Origin of the sequence: Pseudonocardia pini, assembly GCF_013870575.1 — a bacterium.
Lineage (GTDB): Bacteria > Actinomycetota > Actinomycetes > Mycobacteriales > Pseudonocardiaceae > Pseudonocardia > Pseudonocardia pini.
In genome coordinates this window covers 1-1,306 of sequence record NZ_JACBXB010001115.1, presented here as the reverse complement: position 1 = coordinate 1,306, position 1,306 = coordinate 1, and the positions used below count along the sequence as shown (strand labels likewise).

At 71.9% G+C, this 1,306-nt stretch carries 2 protein-coding genes; both read right to left on the bottom strand.

The genetic code is table 11. The features are described 5' to 3' along the window. Nucleotides 1-241: 241 nt before the first annotated feature. Entirely contained in the window at nt 242-496 is a 255-nt protein-coding gene (locus H5J29_RS33020) for a helix-turn-helix domain-containing protein (protein WP_181784811.1), read from the bottom strand. Beyond that, entirely contained in the window at nt 496-1,002 is a 507-nt protein-coding gene (locus H5J29_RS33015; protein ID WP_181784810.1) for a DUF2975 domain-containing protein, read from the bottom strand. Before H5J29_RS33015 ends, H5J29_RS33020 begins: the two co-directional genes overlap by 1 nt. Nucleotides 1,003-1,306 lie beyond the last annotated feature (304 nt).

The following is a 1,306-nucleotide window of genomic DNA, read 5'->3' as shown; positions in this document are numbered from 1 at the left end:
CGCGCCCAGGTACAGGGCCACGCAGCCCGCCGCGAGCAGCCCCACGAGGACGGGGCCGGCGAGACCGTGCTCGTGTCCGGTCACCCGCGGCGCTCGCGGGTCCGCACGGTCTCGTCGACGAACGCGACGACGCCCAGGCCCGACAGCACCCCCGCCAGGGCGTTGCGCCCGGCCGCTTCGGTTCTCGACGGTGTGCTCGGTTTGCTCGCATCCCCGTGCCTCCTCGGTCGGTCGGGGCGGGCTACCCGGTTCTGGCCGCTCCCTCGGCGGGTCGGGCGCTCTGCTCGGCCTCGGCCGGCTCCCAGCGCAGGAGGTCGCCCGGCTGGCACTCCAGCACCTCGCAGAGCGCCTCGAGGGTGGTGAAGCGGACCGCCTTGGCGCGGCCGTTCTTCAGCACCGCGAGGTTGGCGGGGGTGATGCCGACCCGTTCGGCCAGCGTGCCGACGGCCATCTTCCGCCGCGCCAGCATCACGTCGATGTCGACGACGATCGGCATCAGATCACCTCGTCCAGCTCGGACTGCAGGTGCTTGGCCTCGGAGTCCAGTGCGACCGCCTGGGCCAGCAGGACGCGGAGCACCAGCACGATCAACGCCACCCCGGCCACCACCAGCGCCACCCCGCAGACCAGCCCGACCAGCCCCGGGGCGACCTCGTCGCCGGGTGTGGTGCGGTTGCTGTACGCCGCCAGGACCGCCACCGCGAACACCAGGACCGAGGCCGCGGCGATCGCGCCGATCACGATGTCGACGTAGCGGAACGCGGCGTGCGAGAACACCGTGCCGCGCCGGACCATCGTCAGCAGCCGCCAGATGCAGACCGCGGTGACCTGCATGATCAGCACGCCCAGCACCAGGATCAGCACGAACGCCACCCGCACGTCCGTCCTGCCCTCGTCCATGTCCCACCAGATCAGCGGCGCCAGGCCGAACTGGACGGCCAGCGACCCGACCAGCGCGATCGCGATGACCACCCTGAGCGCCAGTATCGCGCGATTTCCCACCGAAGCCTCCTCGATCGAGCAACGGTGAGAAGCTATCGAAATACGATAGGTCTGGCAAGGCGGTGCCGGTCGGCGGTCGTCGTGTGCGACGACCGGGGGGCGGCCCGGGATGCTGAGGATCGGGTTGGGCCGAAGGGCTGCACGGATGCCGATGTCCGGCCCAGCGGAGTGTCGGACGGTGGTCCTTCGTCGCCCCCGGCGTGGCGTGCGGCGCTCGCGTTCCGAGGAAAGCTGAACGCGCTCTCCGGCCCACCTAACGTCCCCGTCGTGCCGTCGCGGAGGCGCCGCGCGCACCCCGGAGGAG

Coding starts and splice junctions, on each gene's coding strand:
- H5J29_RS33020 (WP_181784811.1), bottom strand. CDS start 496: ATGCCGATCGTCGTCGACATCGACGTGATGCTGGCGCGGCGGAAGATG.